This window comes from Aquirufa echingensis, from assembly GCF_042714525.1.
Classification (GTDB): Bacteria; Bacteroidota; Bacteroidia; order Cytophagales; family Spirosomataceae; genus Aquirufa; species Aquirufa echingensis.
Window position 1 is genome coordinate 279982 of the sequence record NZ_JBBKYA010000001.1, and the last position, 16000, is coordinate 295981.

Genomic DNA, 16000 nt, shown 5'->3' on the forward strand with positions numbered 1-16000 from the left:
GATTGAAATAAGAAGAGATAATATGATAAAGCATAAACTAGTTCAATTAATTTCTATCGTGTTCGTGGGCATGAGTTTACCTGCGCTGGGGCAAGTTGACCCGATATACAGTCTATATCGGTTCAACCCTCAAAACATTACGCCTGCGCACGTGGGAGGATATGAAGGAACGGAAATTACGGTGATGAATCGCCAGCAGTGGATGGGTATTGAAGGCGCTCCTAAAACCATGGGTATTACTGCAAACATGAAGTGGGGGAAACAAAAGGGGGTTGGAATTGTGGGCTTACTAGATGAGGCCGGCCCGATGAAAACGGTTCATGTAGGCCTTGATTTTGCTTACCATGTACGCTTGAATGAAGACTGGTCATTTTCAGGAGGTATTCGTGGCGGCGTCGGTAATATGACCTTGAATTTCAATGGTATTCGATTGCCTCAAAGTGGTGATGAGGCATTTGCGACAGATCGTTCCACCGGAATGCAAGTAAATACCGGTTGGGGTGTGAAAGTTTACAAAGGTGATGGCCTATTTTTCTCCGTATCACAGCCACGTATGTTTCGCTATGATTTTGGGACAACGGGTGCGGCGTATAAAGACAGCCCGAGTTTCTTCGTGATGACAGGGACAAAATGGCCTGTTTCGGAAAAGTTAACACTTTATCCAAGTGCTTTGATTCGATTAGCGACAGATTTGCCGGCTAGTTATGATGTGAATGTGGTGGCTAACATGCATGGTAAATTGGATGCAGGCCTTGGGTACCGCGGAGGCGAGAGTATAGGAATTCGATTAGGCGTTCAGATGACCAAAGTTTTTTACTTGGGTTATGTGTATGAATTGCCAACTTCCCAAATCAGTAAAATGACGAGTCAATCGCATGAGCTAGCCTTGCGAGTGCGTTTGGCTAAGAAATAGACAGTAAATTTTAGAACACAGAGTTAGAAAAGTCGTGCGTTTTTAATTCACGACTTTTTTGTTTCTAGGCGTTCTCAATGAGCTGAATGATCCAGCGGAAGGGCATGCTGGCGTATTTGCGGACGCGCAAATAGCGTTTAACCGGTGCTTTTGCAGCCGGTTTAATGTAGTAGCAGCTGCATTTTTTTAATTCTTTGTGGCCGTTAGCGATGAGCGCTTGAGCGTAATAATCGAATAAACTGGCAACGTCCCCTTTTTCTTGGAAACTATAACGGTCTTGGTATTTGGATATTTCGGTTTGTTTTTCAGGTGAATAACCGGAGAAATGGAAGAATATCAAGGGATATTGATTGTTGACTTGGTAGGGCTCGTTATCGTTTGTTATTTGGCGTTCATGCAGATTCCAATAGGCCATGTTTAACCCGAGGTGTCGGCTGACGAACACATCTTCGTAGAAAATAGGGGCAAAATTCACCCACAATTGATCCACAAACATGCCATTTGCCAAATCGATGTAGCATTGATCAAAAAGTCGGTCCTTCCACCATTGCAAGAACTGATGCGTTGTATCGCTGCGTTTGGTTCCAATAAAACCTAGATTATATAATCCCGTGTTTAAAAGCCCACGTTCATTGGGGCTACAGGCGTCATCCGGGTAGGCTAGCAGCGTATGAGGCGTTAGGAAAAGGCTATGATCTTTCAATCCTTTTTCAACTTCTGTGAGCGGTTGGTAGATGATGATGTCTGGATCAAAATAGTGCACAAATTGTGCTTCAGGGTATTGTTGATAGACATAGTCCAAAAAGTACGGTTTAACGGCCGTATTTAGTTCGGTGATGTCATAACGCGCGCACATCTCGTCGAGGTCTTCTACGCCAATTGTATGCAGTTCTACGAGGGTGTATGGGGGTAATAGGTTCTTGTCGACATGCGAAGCATCAATTCTGTCCACCAAACCGATTAAAAACGTATAATCGGGGTTATGTTTCATTAGCGAATCGCCGAGCGTTTTGGCTTGGGCGAGGTAGTTAATGGAACAGATGGTGATGACGATTTTTTGCATGCTTCAGATTATCAGTTTCAAAAATACGAAATGTAAATTGAAAATCGTTAGGGCTTTGGCGCCTGGCGTGACCACGCTGCCGGGGTCAGCGACCCCGGCAGCGTTCGCCACCGCACGGGCCAGCAGGCGCCAAGCCTGCGTGACAAGGCTATTTTTTCAAACTGCCGTAGATGATGTTTTCGATTTTATCACCATAATCCCCGTGTGAATTTGGCGTATGTTGCGTCATGATTAATGCGACTATTTTCTCTTTGGGATCTACCCAGTAGGTGGTGCCATAATAACCTCCCCAACCATAACTGCCTTCGGAAGTTACATTCAGTTGCGCAGATTTTTTGGACGTAATGCTGAACCCTAAGCCAAAATCATCATTTCCCATGTTGATCTGCGGGCTGGTCATGAGTTCAATCGTTCTCCGACCTAAGATTTGTTTGCCATTGTAAACACCCCCGTTCAACAACATTTGCAAGAACGTTGCGTAGTCGAAAGTCGACATGGAAAGTCCAGCACCGCCTGAAAAGTAGGTGTGCGGATAAAGTGGATAATTCGGGTCTAAATTGCGGAAATTAGGATCCCAAGGGATAATTTGTTTGTCGGCATTCTCCGTGTAAACCTTTGGCATACGCGATGATTTTTCTAAAGGAACCGTAAAATAGCTGTCCTTCATTCCCAACGGTTCAAAAATATTTGCTTTGAAATAGTCTTCCAGCGTTTTACCTGTGATGACCTCCACTAAACAACCCAATAAGTCCGTATTCAAGCCATAAGTGAACTTTTCGCCGGGTTGGTGTGCCAATGGCAAGCGCCCCAAGGATTTCATTTTATCGAGTAAAACCGCGTTGAAATTACCTAAGCCTGAAGGAATCCCCGCTTTGGCATAAATGGCTTGCATCTTGGGAGAACCAATCGCCGCGTAGTCGATTCCGGAGCGATGGCTCAACAAATCGCGAATGGTAATTTTGCGTTTCGCAGGCTCCGTCGTGTAGGAAGAATCCGCGGGATTAAAATCTTTGAGCACTTGTTGGGTCGCGAATTCTGAGATAAAATCTCCTACGGGTTGATCTAAACGCAATTTCCCTTGTTCGAATAATTGCATGATCGCCACACTCGTAATGGCTTTCGTCTGACTCATGATGCGGTAAATCGCCTCGTTGGTCATCGGTTTTTTATTCGCCAAATCGGCATAGCCATTCGACTTAAAGTAAACCACAGAATTGTCCTTGATGACTAAGGTTGTGGAGCCCACCATCCAGTTTTTTTGGATGTATTCCTCCATCACGGTATCGATGTAGGCCAAACGCTTGTCATCCATTTGTGGATGCGATTTTTGAATAGGGGAGAGGATTTGCGCCGTGGCAGCAAAGCCCGTTAGGAGTAAAAACAGAATTTTTTTCATGGATAGGTTATTATGACGTCGCAAACTACGGATTGTGTGGGGGAGATGCAAGGGAATTGAGTTAAGAGCTAAGAGTTAAGAGGTGTGGATGTCCTTCGGACGGAAATTAATAACCCTAGGCTTTAGCCTAGGGATCACTAGGTTCACCTGACCCCCAGACTAAAGTCTGGGGTTTTAAAAAACCCTTTAGACTGACGACTAGCGACTAGACGCGAGGTATCGCGTCTCTACAACGTCTAAAAACAAAAAAACCTTCCAAGTTTCCTTAGAAGGTTTTTAGTCGATTTATGTACCTGGGATGGGAATCGAACCCATACGAGCGTTTCGGCTCACAGGATTTTAAGTCCTGCGTGTCTACCAGTTCCACCACCCAGGCAGCCCTGTAAAACTTAAAAGCACCTAGAGGTGCCTTCTCGTTTTGAGCGAAAGACGGGGTTCGAACCCGCGACCTCGACCTTGGCAAGGTCGCGCTCTACCAGCTGAGCTACTTTCGCGTTTTGTGGGTACAAAAGTAGAACCTTAAAGTTATTTATGCAAGACCTAAGGCAAAATTTCCTTAAAAAATCTTTATTTTTGTTTTTTCAAATCAACAAATGAGCATCACCAAACTCGATCAGATCGATCATAAATTATTGGAAATTCTTCAGCAAAACGCGAAGATTACCAATGCGCAATTATCCAAAGAAATCGGTTTATCGCCGGCTCCCACCTTGGAACGGGTGAAGAAATTAGAAGCTTTGGGAATCATACAAAGCTATCACGCTCAGGTAGATCGCGATAAAATCGGATTAGGCGTAAGCACGTTTGTGACGGTAACGTTGACAGGTCACAAAAAGCAAGTAACGGAATCTTTTGTGCGTCAAATCAACCAAATTCCCGAGGTGATCGAGTGTCATCACGTGACAGGTTCTGGTGATTTTATGTTGAAAATTATCTCGAAAGATATCTCTACCTACCAAAAATTGATGTTGGAAAAAATCAACGAAATCGAAGAAGTAGCTGCTACCTCCACGATGGTGATCCTTTCTAGCTTCAAAGAAAGCAAGGTTTTGCCTATTCCTTGATGGCTATAAGCGGTTCATGAACTGCGGAATCATCCGATTTTTCCATGCGGTAAAGGTGCCTGCTTGAATTTCCTTGCGGGCCTCGCCAACCATCCATAGGTAAAAACGTAGATTAAACACACTCGCGATCATTGGTCCCAAAAGCTCCTCACAGCGCACCAAATGGCGTAAATAGGCTTTGGTATATTGCCCATGGATATCTTCTGCAAAGTGTGGGTCGATCACCGAAAAGTCATTTTTCCACTTTTCATTTCGGATATTGATAAAGCCCTGCGTCGTGAAAATCATTCCATTCCGCGCATTTCGCGTAGGCATCACACAGTCAAACATGTCGATTCCGAGCGCAATTCCTTCCAAAATATTCGCCGGCGTTCCCACACCCATCAAATATCGAGGCTTGTCTTTGGGTAAAATATCAGTTACCTCATCGGCCATTTTATACATATCTTCCACCGGCTCACCCACAGAAAGTCCACCGATCGCATTACCAAAGGCGTCTTTAGAGGCGATGTATTCCGCGGAAACTTTACGTAAATCCGAATAAACACTACCCTGTACAATCGGGAATAATGCCTGGTTGTAGCCGTATTTAGGAGTCGTTTCGTCGAAGCGCTTGATGCAACGATCCAACCAGCGGTGCGTCATGTCCATTGACTTGCGCGCATATTCGTAGGTACATGGATAAGGCGTACATTCGTCGAAGGCCATCATGATGTCCGCTCCAATCGTGCGCTGAATATCCATCACGCCCTCCGGACTGAAAAAGTGTGTACTGCCGTCGATATGCGACTTGAATTTGACGCCCTCTTCTTGAATTTTCCGACCGGTTCCTGCCAAAGAATAGACTTGGTAGCCACCGGAATCGGTTAGGATGGGTTTATCCCAACCGTTAAATTTATGCAATCCACCCGCTGCTTCGATGACGTCGAGGCCGGGTCTAAGGTATAAATGGTATGTATTTCCCAAAATTATTTGGGCATTAATGGGTTTTGATAATTCGGAAATGTGGACCGCTTTAACCGTTCCTGCGGTACCTACCGGCATGAAAATGGGTGTCTCAATGACCCCGTGATCTGTCTCTAACTTTCCTGCCCGCGCCTTGGAATTCGGGTCTAGCTTTTCAATTTCGAACTTCATGCGGCAAAGGTACGAAAATAGTCACAAGTCGCTAGTCGCTAGTCCGGAGGGAAATAGTCCGAAGTTCGGAGGGGGTTAGTTCGGAGAGGGTTGGTCCGAAGTCCGAAGGGAAATAGTCCGGAGGGGATTAGTCCAGATGGTTTTTTTTATAACCCCAGACTTTAGTCTGGGGAGTAGGTGCGATCGTGAAATCCCTAGGCTAAAGCCTAGGGTTATAAATTTCCGTCCGAAGGACGTCCACATCTCTTAACTCTTAATTCTCAACTCTTACCTCTATTCCACTTTCATCACCCCATTCATAATCCGCCAGTGCCCCGGGAAAGTACATAAGAACGGATAATTACCCGGTACGCTCGGAGCTTTGAAGACCACTTTCACCCGACCATCCGATTCAACCAAAGGTGTAAATGCTAATACTTCCGGCATCGAAGGAATGTAGTTTTTCGCTGCGCCGTCAGCGGCGGTAATCATCTTATCTGCTGCCAAACCTATTTTTTCTTGGCTTCCCAATGCTCCTAATACCCAGTTGTGCTGCATTGCATCCACATTTTCAAAAATCAATTCCACCGTCGCACCAGCCGGAACTTTGAATTCCGCCGGGCTATATTTCATCGCTTCCTTGATCGTTTGAATCGTGACCTTCACCACATTGCCTTTGGCACCTGTATTTGGAATTTCAATCTTCCATGCATTCGCCAAGCGCTCCCACATCTCCACATCTTGTGGACGAACCACTTTTGCCAATGCCACGAAATAAGCTTTATTTTCTTCCGAAAGCTCTGCCGCCCGACGGGTATTCCAAGTGCCTGCCGCTCCTTTCAAGGCCACGCCCATCGCGTTGCTTTCCGGATTGCTGATTAAACGCAATTTGTCAACGACCTGATTTCCTGTCCATTCGGTCGCACCAGCACGGAAGATTTTTTCCACCATGTAGCTCGATAAAGTCGACGTATTATTCACCGCAATGGCTTGTCGGTACCCGTTATTTCCTCGATTCGATTCCGCGATGCTCGCCTTCGGATCCAAGGCAATTTCCATCGTATAATTGCCCGGATTTTCTGCGGTCCAACCTAAATTTCCCGTCCACGGGCCATTGTTTCCTTTAATCACGGATACCGTTTCACCAGGTGCAATGCCATCCTTGAAGGTATAAGATTCCATGTCGATCCGACTGCCCATTCCCTCAATTTTGATGCTCATAGGAACCGGGATTTCCTTCGCTAGTGCTTGTGTCCCGCGGTTTTTCACACGAACAACAAAACTGGCTCCTTCACGTAATTTGAAGTTACCTCCTTTTACTTGAACCTCTTCTATGACTAAATCAATGCCCGAAGTAGAGCCGTCCACAGATGGATTTTTCAAGTCTTTGGCTAATTTCTCTGCGACCGTTTGTGCCGATTTAGCTCCTTCCGTTTTGATGATTCCATCGATACGTTTTTGATTCGCCGCCATCGCCCAAGCCGTCAATGCATCCGGAATCCAACGGTCCTCGTTTTGTTGGCTTGCAGCCATTTTCTTCATCACGGCAGCATCGATCACTGGACTGCTCGGCATCTCACTTAATGCCAAAATGCTGTTCAATACAACCAATGAATCACGGTCATTCAATAAACCAAGCGCTAGAATTGCTTTCGCTCCCGCCTCCGTACGAGGTAATACCTGCACCGCTTGCTTACGAACCGCTGCACTGCGATGACGCAAGGCTTTGACAGTTACATCGAATGGCAATGCGTTTAAGCCTTCTAATGTTCGCAAGGCATGAATAGCTCCCGGCGCCAATCCGATTTCGTCCATGCGAGCGGATGAAACCAAAGCGATCAATGCAGGAACTACATCTTTATTTCCGCGTTCCACTAATAATCGTTGAGCCGTCAAGCGCCAGAATAAATTGTTATTCGATAGGGCTTGAACGCAAGCTTCGGGTGTGCTTAAATCCACTGGCGTATATGCCGGAGCCTTGTTGTAGCCTACTCGGTAAATCCGTCCATGCGTGAAATCTCGCAAATCCGTATCATAAGCATTCCCACCACCATTTTTGAATCCTTGTGGCACAGGATTATGCTGAATGATGTAAGAATACCAGTCGGCAACCCAAACGGCACCATCCGGACCCACTTGTGCAAATACGGGCGATACCCATTCATCCGCTCCAGCGAGCAAATTAAAGGCCTCTTGATCGCTAAAATCAGAGCCTTTGGCAACTTGTCGGTTCTGGTGAATCACGTGTCCCGTGGGTTCAGAAACGAAGGCGATTTGATTCCAATAGCTCTTTGGAAAGGCTCTAGCGGTGTAAAAATTATGTCCTGCTGCGGCCGTAAATCCACCAAAAACGTCTACTTGACGTACTTTTTGCGTAATCGTCCGCATGTCTTTGTGCGTATCCGTGTTTTTGGAACCGTTTAAGGACATTGGGGCATGCCAGATGTTGCGATGTGGAATAGGCATGTACCAACCATGTGCGTTGTTTGCCGTAGAACCAAACACATCTCCCGCTTCATTGAAATCAAATCCCCAGGTATTGTTTGACGTTGTCGTCATGTGTTCCATTTTCGAACCATCGGGTTTGAAACGGAAGAATGCCTGGGCAAATTGCAAGGAATCCGCCCCTACTTTTCCCTTGTATCCCGAATAACCAATACATCCCCAAATCCAGTTATCAAAGCCATAATGCAAATTCGACGGTCCCGCGTGCGTGTCGCCTGTGCCGAAGCCCGTGAATAAAATTTTGCGCTCATCGGCCTTGTCATCACCATTCGTATCCTTCAAGAAAATCATGTGTGGCGCCTGCGAAATAATCATTCCGCCATTCGCAAATACCATGCCGGTTGGGATGCTTAGACCATCTGCCCATTTGGTAAATTTATCAGCCTTTCCATCCTTATTCGTGTCCTCACAAAGCAAGATGTAGTCACTTCCGCCGGTCTCTTTGCGCTCGTTCGGGTAGTCTTTGGTAATCAACACATACAAACGTCCTTTGTGATCCCAAGCCATCGCAATCGGGTGCATGACGTTCGGTTCTGCGGCGAATAATTGCAAGTTGAAGTCTACCGGAACTTGAATGAATTTAGCAGATTCCTCCGGGCTTAAAGGCAATTGCTGCAATTGAGGCCCTTCGCGTTTCTCGTAATTCGGTAAATGTGCCTCGCGGTATTTCAAGGTAGGCAAGTTAAGCGCTGCCAAAATTGCCCGCTTTTCAGGGCCAACCGCATGCAAAATGCCTTGCGTAATTAGGTCTTGAAAACCGGTTGTATTCCACGTTCTTTCATCGTGGCCATAAGCCGTGTAAAAGATATTTCCTTTGCCATACGAGCGCGTCCAGGTATATGGTTCCGTCTTCACGCCGGGTTTATCTTTGGCCTGTTCAGGTCCCAAAATTCGACTTTGCCAAATCTGATTGTCGGGTTGTAAATAGGAATGCAAATAGGTCTCGTCAACGGTCTTAATTTGCACGTTTGTATTGGCCTCATTTTGAACCCGGATAGAATCCATGCCATGACGCCAGAATTGCCCGCCGACCATCTTCACAAATTCCTTCGAATTCCGGAAGTTGAAGGACGCACAGTGAATCGCCACCAAACCGTGACCCGTTGCGACATAGCCCAACAAAGCCTTTTCCTGCGGGGCAGGAATGGAATCGTGATTCGCATAGATGATCAAGGCGTCGAACTTATTCAAGTACTGCGGATTCAAATCTTTCAACGATTCCGTGTAGGTGATGTTCATGCCTTTGACACCGATGGCCGACTGCAATGCCGGCAAGCGATCGAAAGGTTTGTGGTGTCCTTTGTCTCCTAAAAAGAGGAGCTCGAGTCGACGCCCGGTTTGGGCATTCAAGGTGATTTGGGACAATAATAGGCAAGCAAATAGCAATAAACGCATGGCTTAAAATTTAGGTATTTCAATGATTTTACCGCCTTGTAAGGCAGATTCGTGGGCTAAAATTCCTACTGAAGTCCAGTTGGCCGACTGCGGTGCATTCGGGAATGGATCGCGGTCAGCGGCTAATGCCTGAAGGAATTCGTTCACCAAATGTGGGTGAGAGCCACCATGGCCGCCCCCTTGGGTGAAGGATAAGTGGGTATTTTCATCCTCGTCGTAGACACCTTTGGTCGTAAATCGTTGGATTTCTTCGGGTAAATAATGGGCGAAATCAGGTGTAGGAACTTTCGATGGAATCTCGGGTTCAGGTTTTTTTGCTGTGTGTACGACCAATTCTTCGCCTTCGATTAATGGCCATTCTACGGATTTTTTGGAACCATATACTTCGAAACTTTCGCGGTATTGGCGGGCGACATCAAACAGCGAACGATAAACCATCGCGCTTAAATCGGAATCCCGGAATTTGATATGCGCAGATTCCACGGCGAATGGGGAATTGTAATGTTGGATCAGCTCCTCGCGGATTGTACCCGAACCAAAACAAGACACATATTCTGCTTCCAAACGCAATAAACCGGCCACCGGGCCTACGCAGTGCGTCGCGTAATGCATGGGAGGTAATCCCGGCCAATAATCCGGCCAGCCGTCCATGTCTTGTTGGTGAGATGCCTTCAGGAACTGAATTTTCCCTAATTCACCTTTTTCATAAAGCTCTTTGATGTACAAAAATTCACGGGCATAGACCACGGTTTCCATCATCATGTATTTTTTCCCCATGCGCTTGCTGGCTTCCACAATCGCCTTGCATTCTTCCACGGTAGTTGCCATGGGAACGGTACAAGCCACGTGTTTTCCGGCGTTCAAGGCCTTCAAAGTTTGTTCCGCGTGTAAGTGAATCGGGGAGTTGATGTGAACGACATCCACATTCGGGTCTTGAATCAATTGCTCAAAATCCGTGTAACGGGTTTCGATGCCGTATGCATCACCAATCGAGTTGAGTTTTTCTTCGTTTCGTTGGCAAATGGCATACATATTTGCCAAAGGGTGTTTCAGATAAATGGGAATGAATTCCGCTCCAAATCCCAGGCCGACGATGGCTACGTTGTATTTTTTCATAGGTTTAGGTTATGCTTGCGATGGCTCGCTTGTTAAATCCCCAGGTTAAAACCTGGGGTTATATGTTTTCTTTTATTTTTTGCCCTAGGCTTTTGTTTTATAACCCTAGGCTTTAGCCTAGGGATATCAAATGCCGATACGACTCACGAATCAGCTCCCGCTCATTTTCAAACATTTTACGCCAAATATGGGCTGCCGGAAGTTTTATCCCAAAGGATTCCACGACGATCCAACCTTGGTAATTCAATTCATCTAAAGTAAGTAGCAGTCCGGCAATATCTACCTGCCCTTGTCCCAAAATTCCTCGGGTACTTTCGGAAATTTGGATGTGCGGCGTTTTGTCGGCGATCTGTTTCAGTGCTTCCGAGGTGTTTTTTTCCTCGATGTTGGCATGAAACGTATCGTACATGATGCGTACATTCGGGTAGTTTATTTTTTCCACCAAAGCATATAATTCATCCGCACTGGATACCAAATAACTTTCGAATCGATTTAAATATTCAAGGCAAATGGTGATGTTTTTAGCTGCGGCGTAATTGGCTGCCTCACGAACACCTTCTACGGCCCAGTTGATTTCTTGTTCCGTCGCGGGTTTTCCGGTAAATACACCTAATGCTGAGTGGATGGGTCCTGAAATATAAGGAGATCCTAAATAGGCTGCGATGTCGATTGTGGCTTTGATGTAGTCCAAACCTGCTTTCCGAACAGCAGGATCTGGGGAAATCAAGTTCTCGCTAGGTCCTGCAATTCCGCAGGCAAAAATCTGCAAACCGAGTCGGTCAGCTTCGTTTTTCCATGCCTCCCAATGCGCTAAATCCGTGTTGAAAATAGGGATTTCAACTCCTTGATAGCCGGTTTCGGCGATAAAGGCTAATTCGGATAATACGGTTTGATCCATCTCCGGCCCGAAAACGAGCAGGTTCATTGCGATGGGGTGTTTCATGTTGAATAGGTTTGCGGAGGCAAGATAAGAAAAAATTAGACTTTGGAGCTTGGTCTTTGGATCTATGGAGTGTTTTTTGTGGTGTAGGGACGCGATACTTCGCGTCTAGTCCCCAGGTTAAAACCTGGGGTTATAGATATTTGTAACCCTAGGCTTCAGCCTAGGGGTTTTGCGCCATTCTTTGCCGCTGTATCTCCGCGAAATACTTCCGCAAGGTATTCGGGCTAATACGTCGCGCGACGATTTCGCCTGCGCGGTTCAAGAGAAAGAAAACGGGGTTTGAGAAGGCATCGTATTGGGTGCGGATGTCTGACACGGAGGGTAATTCCACGTGTTTGGCATTTGTCGTAATCTTGTAATCCGAGATGAATTTACGCCAAGTAGCTTGGGGAACGCCCGGTTCGTTGCAGACATAGAAGCGACCGAGGGATAGATTCAAGCGGCTTTCGATTAACTTCATCGTGCTATCCATTTCGGGGACTTCTTTCTGGCAATGATCGCAGGTGGGGGCATAAAAGGCCAATAAAGTATAATCAAACGAAGCCGCAAATTGATGTAAATCTTGTGTGACTCCTGTTGTATCAGGAAGGCTAATGGCGGGACTTTTAGCTAGATTTACGACTTTATTTAGGCGCGCCGCATCGTCGATCAACGTTTTTTTCACTGTGGCCGAGAGGGCGTTACAGGAAGACTTTTCAACATAAGTGTTGACAAATTTCACAAATCCTTCCGTGTTGTTTTGTACGTTGCGATTGCGCATCAATTGCACGAAGTAATTTAAGACATATGGATACGATTTCGATTGGCAATTGACGCGGGAAAGGATTTGGTCTACACCCTTCAGCAAAGAATCAGCTTGGGTGGGGTAATAGCCCATGTATTCGCTCACGAGTTCCTTATAAGTAGGAATGAACAGCAGTTTATTGGTGTTGAAATCCAGGCCTTTGAGAAATGCCAAACGTGCGGCGTAATTCTTTTTGTCGGGGACTGAGGCATCCAGCCGATTGAGCGCGGAAAAATAGATATGTAATACTTCTGAGGGATTTAATTTTGGCAGCGCTTTCTTACGGAAGGCAGCTAAAGCCGCCGTTTTGACCTTAAAGAATGCGGCTTTGTCCGAATAGCTAAACTTCCGGCCACGGCCAACTTCCGCATCGTATAATGAATCGATCACTTCAAAGGATTTCGCTAGTTTTTGGTATTGAAAATAGACCTGATTGCGTGGATTATTGCTATGTATTTCGCCGCCACGAATCTCCAAACTTAGGTTATCATTATTCTCCAAAATGAAGTAAAAACGTTGCTTGCTTTTGTCTAATTGGACATAATACATCCCGCCTACAATTGGTTTTTTCGATTGAAGTATAACAACATTCTTTTTAATTCGTATGGTATCCTTGGGGAAGTAGTTTTTATCGTCAAAGACCACACCTCGCAGGTAGGCGATGCTATCTTTTGGGGCATTGATTTGTAAATTAATTTTGTATTGTGCTTGTAAACAGGCACTTAGTAAGAGTAAAAAGAAAAAAAGGGTATAGCGCATTAGGATTAATAAAAGCGTCAACAAATATCCGATTATCTACTGAGATACCCGAAAACTTTCTTGTCCAAAAATTGTCGGACACGATTTTTTTGACATTGTAAGTCCTTTTGACCTTGTTTATTTGTTTCGCTAATTCAAGTCGGCATGAAATGTTATCGAATTCGTGAACAGTATCGTGTTAGTTTTTTGATGGCATCCCAATTGGTTGAGGTGTACAAAAAATACGATGTTCAGCAAAGCGTTTTGAGTATTCGATTTTGTCGGCAGGATGGCAAAGAAGTGTTGGTGCAAGCCCAACTTACGCCGGAGGAATATTCTTTATTTGAATTACGCTGGGAGCGTTTTCATGCGAGTGATGAGCTTTTTTTCGATTGTGTAGAATTTCAGCGGGAGGTTTAGTGCCCCAAAGACTATAATTTAGAACACGGAGTAGCAAAACCCAGGCGATATTTTCGCTTGGGTTTTTTGTTATTCGGGACATAAGATTACCTTTGGCAACAAATTGATCTAAAAATACTCCTTTGATAACCCTCGTAGAACTCTTCTATTATTTTGTTCTATCCACCCTGTATGGGGTTTTTGGACTGCATCTGTTGCGTCGGAAAGGTATATTGGCGACTAAGTTTTTAGGGCTTTATTTTTTGTTTTTCGCAATTCGTACTTTCATATCATACTTTACGGTAAACGGTCGGTTAATGCTATATCCGCATGTGATAAAAGTGATTTCGCCGATTCATTTTTTGACACCTCCCATCGGCTTCTTGTTTTTCTTTTTCATGCTTTACCCTCAGCGTTCGTTCAAGCGCTGGCAATGGCTCCACTTTTTGCCGTTTCTATTACATTTTATTGAATTGATCCCTTTTTATTTGGGACCGGTTGAAGCAAAAATTCACGAGGCTGAGTTAATCATGCAGTACAAATCATTGATTAATTACCCGAGCGACGTCTCTTATTTTTCACCTCGGACACTAGTTTTGTTAAAAGTCATTTCCACTGTAGCTTATAGTTTTTTGACGGCAGGGATGTTGATCCAATTTATTTGGAAAGCGGGTAGACTTGTTTATCAAAAGAATCGCTTGTTACTCAATTGGCTTGCTGCCAGCATGTCGATTCGTTTAGTTTCCTTGTATTTTACATTAAGTTATGTTACCGGAGGTATCAGTTTCAATAATTTGAATTTTTCGTATTCCGATTTGTTGATGAATATGGATGCGATGTTGAATGTAGCATTCCTTTTTGTTTTTCCATCTTTGTTGGACGGTGTTTCCCTCAATAGCTTAGTGTTGCGCTTGAATGAACCCGCCCGACAAGCCGAACCGGGTGAGGATGAAGTGAAGTTGGCCAAATACCAACAAATCGCCGAACGCCTCGAGCATCATTTTTCTAAAGAGCGGATCTTCTTAAATCCAGATTTATCCCAAGAGATGGTTGCTTCAGCCTTGAGCGTATCCCCGCGCGCGCTTTCACGTGCGACGGTTTATATGTATAATTTGAGTTTTCCTGATTTTGTGAATTCTTGGCGCATCGCTTACATCGTGGAAAATCAGAAAGTAGATGAGACATGGCGGAATTATTCGCAAGAGCTTCTGGCGGAGTATTCGGGTTTTGGTTCACGCCAAAGTTTGAACAATGCCACCAATCGCCTGTATCAGCTCACTTCAGCGCGTTATTTTAGCGCTCAGCTCGAGAAATAGAATTTGTCAAGTTTTTGTCTATGAAAAAATTATTGACACACCTACTAGCCTACCTTTTGCTTATTTGTGACACATTTATACAAGTTCTAAAATTATGTCAAACATTGGGTCGGTTTATTTTTTCTCCTTATTAAGTTCCCTCTGTTTTCTGTTTGGGTTGAATTATTTAATCCGGCCAAGTAAGTTGGTCGTTTCTAAAATTCTCGCGCTGACTTTTTTGACGCTTGGTTACATGTTCATTGCGTCCTATGCAATCTTGAAAGAAAATATTTTAAACTACCCGCATTTTTTTCGGACGATTGCTCCTTTGTTTTATGCTCTACCTCCATTGAATTTTTTATTCCTATGGTATTTGTTTCATCCCCGGGATAAATTTCACAAGGCTTTTTACCTGCTTTTTCTCCCATTGCTTCTGCAGTTCATCGAAAATGCTAAATTCTTTTTCAGTTCGCGGGAAGTAAAAATTCAGGAGATTCACTGGATGTTGCAGCAAGGAGATTATTTTGCTTTCAGCCCTGAATTTATGTGGTTTGATCCTATTTGGCATGTTTATACCAAATTTGTACTGTATATCTTGTCGTTCCTTGCGATGTGTTTCTTCTATATTCGCTTCCGACTGAATCAGCAATATGGTCCATTTTTCTCCCAAAAAGTATTTATATATTGGGTAGGTGGCATTTTATTCTCCCGCTTATTTACGGTTGTTTACATATTATATACCTTTATTTTAGCGACAGATGGCAAGGTAACCTTCATCAATACGGACTATCTGCTGATCGCAGAATTTGTCTTTCATATTGCTTTTTTAGTCGCAAATCCTAAATTTCTGGATGTACAAATATTATCAAAGCACCTGAAAGAAGATAATGCTTCGGAAGAGGTTGTGATGCCGCGCGATGAAGAACGGCTGCAGGAAATTGCGACCAAAGTAGAGCAATGTTTCTCGACAGAACAGGTCTTTTTAAATAGTCAACTGTCTGCAGAATTATTGGGTTCATTGACGGGATATCCCCATCGCATGATTGGGCAGGCCATTAAATGGAAATACAACATGTCGTTCCGCGATTACTTAAATAATTATCGAATCCGCTACATTGAAGAGATGCTTTCGGATCCCCAGCTGCTTCAAAAAACATCCATTGAGGCGATTGCGGAAGCGTCTGGCTTTGGTTCCCGACAAAGTTTTTACACGGCTTTTCGAAAGGCCAAAGGATGTACGCCAAAGGAGTATTTTACCTCCAAACAAGGTTAA

The 16000-nt window shown here is 44.6% G+C and carries 12 protein-coding genes and 2 tRNA genes; 5 read left to right on the forward strand and 9 right to left on the reverse strand.

Annotation, left to right across the window (positions count from 1 at the left end):
* The first annotated feature begins 22 nt into the window (after positions 1–22).
* Entirely contained in the window at positions 23–913 is an 891-nt protein-coding gene (locus SKC38_RS01295; RefSeq protein ID WP_377974414.1) for a PorP/SprF family type IX secretion system membrane protein, read from the forward strand.
* Positions 914–977: 64 nt separating this feature from the next.
* On the opposite strand, the gene SKC38_RS01300 is transcribed toward SKC38_RS01295, so the two are convergent.
* From SKC38_RS01300 to SKC38_RS01315, 4 genes are all read right to left on the reverse strand, one after another.
* Entirely contained in the window at positions 978–1976 is a 999-nt protein-coding gene (locus SKC38_RS01300; protein ID WP_377974416.1) for a glycosyl transferase, read from the reverse strand.
* Positions 1977–2124: 148 nt separating this feature from the next.
* On the reverse strand, positions 2125–3372 hold the full coding sequence (locus SKC38_RS01305) for a serine hydrolase domain-containing protein (RefSeq protein WP_377974418.1): 1248 nt from the start codon (positions 3370–3372) through the stop codon (positions 2125–2127).
* A 290-nt stretch (positions 3373–3662) separates the two neighbouring features.
* Positions 3663–3748: transfer RNA gene (locus SKC38_RS01310), tRNA-Leu, on the reverse strand.
* A 45-nt stretch (positions 3749–3793) separates the two neighbouring features.
* Positions 3794–3866: transfer RNA gene (locus SKC38_RS01315), tRNA-Gly, on the reverse strand.
* A gap of 99 nt (positions 3867–3965) precedes the next feature.
* Here SKC38_RS01315 and SKC38_RS01320 point away from each other — a divergent pair.
* Positions 3966–4436 (forward strand): Lrp/AsnC family transcriptional regulator, encoded by a 471-nt coding sequence (locus SKC38_RS01320; RefSeq protein ID WP_315574624.1) that lies wholly within the window; start codon positions 3966–3968, stop codon positions 4434–4436.
* A gap of 3 nt (positions 4437–4439) precedes the next feature.
* Here the strand turns inward: SKC38_RS01320 and tgt are convergent, their stop codons facing one another.
* From tgt to SKC38_RS01345, 5 genes are all read right to left on the reverse strand, one after another.
* Positions 4440–5573, reverse strand: a complete 1134-nt coding sequence (gene tgt, locus SKC38_RS01325) for a tRNA guanosine(34) transglycosylase Tgt (RefSeq protein WP_377974420.1) — start codon at positions 5571–5573, stop codon at positions 4440–4442.
* A 273-nt stretch (positions 5574–5846) separates the two neighbouring features.
* Complete coding sequence (locus tag SKC38_RS01330; RefSeq protein WP_377974422.1) at positions 5847–9452, reverse strand: PVC-type heme-binding CxxCH protein; 3606 nt, start codon at positions 9450–9452, stop codon at positions 5847–5849.
* A gap of 3 nt (positions 9453–9455) precedes the next feature.
* Positions 9456–10568, reverse strand: coding sequence for a Gfo/Idh/MocA family protein (locus SKC38_RS01335; RefSeq protein ID WP_377974423.1), 1113 nt, complete (start codon positions 10566–10568; stop codon positions 9456–9458).
* A gap of 112 nt (positions 10569–10680) precedes the next feature.
* Positions 10681–11511, reverse strand: coding sequence for a sugar phosphate isomerase/epimerase family protein (locus SKC38_RS01340; protein ID WP_377974425.1), 831 nt, complete (start codon positions 11509–11511; stop codon positions 10681–10683).
* 160 nt (positions 11512–11671) lie between these two features.
* Positions 11672–13054 (reverse strand): hypothetical protein, encoded by a 1383-nt coding sequence (locus SKC38_RS01345; protein WP_377974427.1) that lies wholly within the window; start codon positions 13052–13054, stop codon positions 11672–11674.
* Positions 13055–13198: 144 nt separating this feature from the next.
* Here SKC38_RS01345 and SKC38_RS01350 point away from each other — a divergent pair, with 144 nt between their 5' ends.
* The 3 genes from SKC38_RS01350 (at position 13199) to SKC38_RS01360 (ending at position 16000) form a co-directional block, all read left to right on the forward strand.
* Positions 13199–13453: a hypothetical protein gene (locus tag SKC38_RS01350; RefSeq protein ID WP_377974429.1), complete on the forward strand. Its 255-nt coding sequence runs from the start codon at positions 13199–13201 to the stop codon at positions 13451–13453.
* Between the two features lie 296 nt (positions 13454–13749).
* Positions 13750–14748, forward strand: a complete 999-nt coding sequence (locus tag SKC38_RS01355; RefSeq protein WP_377974430.1) for a helix-turn-helix transcriptional regulator — start codon at positions 13750–13752, stop codon at positions 14746–14748.
* 94 nt (positions 14749–14842) lie between these two features.
* The gene (locus tag SKC38_RS01360) at positions 14843–16000 is read left to right on the forward strand and encodes a helix-turn-helix domain-containing protein (protein WP_377974432.1); all 1158 of its coding nucleotides are present in this window, start codon (positions 14843–14845) and stop codon (positions 15998–16000) included.

What these genes read in the sequence shown, in the direction of transcription:
- SKC38_RS01345 (WP_377974427.1), bottom strand. Translation starts at nt 13,054, where the DNA reads ATGCGCTATACCCTTTTTTTCTTTTTACTCTTACTAAGTGCCTGTTTA.
- SKC38_RS01305 (WP_377974418.1), bottom strand. Translation starts at nt 3,372, where the DNA reads ATGAAAAAAATTCTGTTTTTACTCCTAACGGGCTTTGCTGCCACGGCG.
- SKC38_RS01300 (WP_377974416.1), bottom strand. Translation starts at nt 1,976, where the DNA reads ATGCAAAAAATCGTCATCACCATCTGTTCCATTAACTACCTCGCCCAA.
- tgt (WP_377974420.1), bottom strand. Translation starts at nt 5,573, where the DNA reads ATGAAGTTCGAAATTGAAAAGCTAGACCCGAATTCCAAGGCGCGGGCA.
- SKC38_RS01360 (WP_377974432.1), top strand. Translation starts at nt 14,843, where the DNA reads ATGTCAAACATTGGGTCGGTTTATTTTTTCTCCTTATTAAGTTCCCTC.
- SKC38_RS01335 (WP_377974423.1), bottom strand. Translation starts at nt 10,568, where the DNA reads ATGAAAAAATACAACGTAGCCATCGTCGGCCTGGGATTTGGAGCGGAA.
- SKC38_RS01295 (WP_377974414.1), top strand. Translation starts at nt 23, where the DNA reads ATGATAAAGCATAAACTAGTTCAATTAATTTCTATCGTGTTCGTGGGC.
- SKC38_RS01330 (WP_377974422.1), bottom strand. Translation starts at nt 9,452, where the DNA reads ATGCGTTTATTGCTATTTGCTTGCCTATTATTGTCCCAAATCACCTTG.
- SKC38_RS01320 (WP_315574624.1), top strand. Translation starts at nt 3,966, where the DNA reads ATGAGCATCACCAAACTCGATCAGATCGATCATAAATTATTGGAAATT.
- SKC38_RS01355 (WP_377974430.1), top strand. Translation starts at nt 13,750, where the DNA reads ATGCTATATCCGCATGTGATAAAAGTGATTTCGCCGATTCATTTTTTG.
- SKC38_RS01340 (WP_377974425.1), bottom strand. Translation starts at nt 11,511, where the DNA reads ATGAAACACCCCATCGCAATGAACCTGCTCGTTTTCGGGCCGGAGATG.
- SKC38_RS01350 (WP_377974429.1), top strand. Translation starts at nt 13,199, where the DNA reads ATGAAATGTTATCGAATTCGTGAACAGTATCGTGTTAGTTTTTTGATG.